General features: G+C 41.2%; 1 protein-coding gene. It reads right to left on the minus strand.

Annotation, left to right across the window (positions count from 1 at the left end):
- Positions 1 to 238 precede the first annotated feature (238 nt).
- A partial coding sequence (locus tag WEIDD23_RS12130) for a nucleoside-diphosphate kinase (protein WP_062359099.1) occupies positions 239 to 549 on the minus strand: 311 nt, incomplete at its 5' end.

Consider the following 549-nt stretch of genomic DNA (forward strand, 5'->3'; position numbering starts at 1 on the left):
GGCAAATTAAGTGCAACCCTTTTATGTAAATTCGTGAAAAAATGCGCATATAGCCTTGTTTTTGAATGCGTTTTCATATTTTTAAGTAAGCTGATTGCGGTTTTGTGAATTAATAAACATTACGTCATTATCAACCACCCCACATCCTAACAGGTCAACTGGTATAAATTTTGAAGAACATACAAAAAACGGTCAGGACATTGTTGTCCCAACCGCTTAAAAGTTACTCTATTTGAATCTAGCTAAACCAAACGCCAATTTCATGTTCTGCATTGGCCACACTATCTGAACTATGCACAATATTACGAACTGCACCATCTTCCCAATCGCGACCATAGTCACCGCGAATCGTTCCTGGCGCTGCTTCACTTGGATTCGTCACACCAGCCATGACTCGGAAATTCTTAACAATATTAGTCCCCGTAACAATCATTGCCACCAATGGGCCACTCGTCATATAATCAACAATTTCCGGAAAATATGGTGCGTCCACCTTATCCGCATAGTGCTCACGCAATTGCGCTTCAGTGGCTGTCACCATTCGCATAT

This window comes from Weissella sp. DD23 (assembly GCF_001579105.1).
In the GTDB taxonomy this organism is placed as follows: domain Bacteria; phylum Bacillota; class Bacilli; order Lactobacillales; family Lactobacillaceae; genus Weissella; species Weissella cibaria.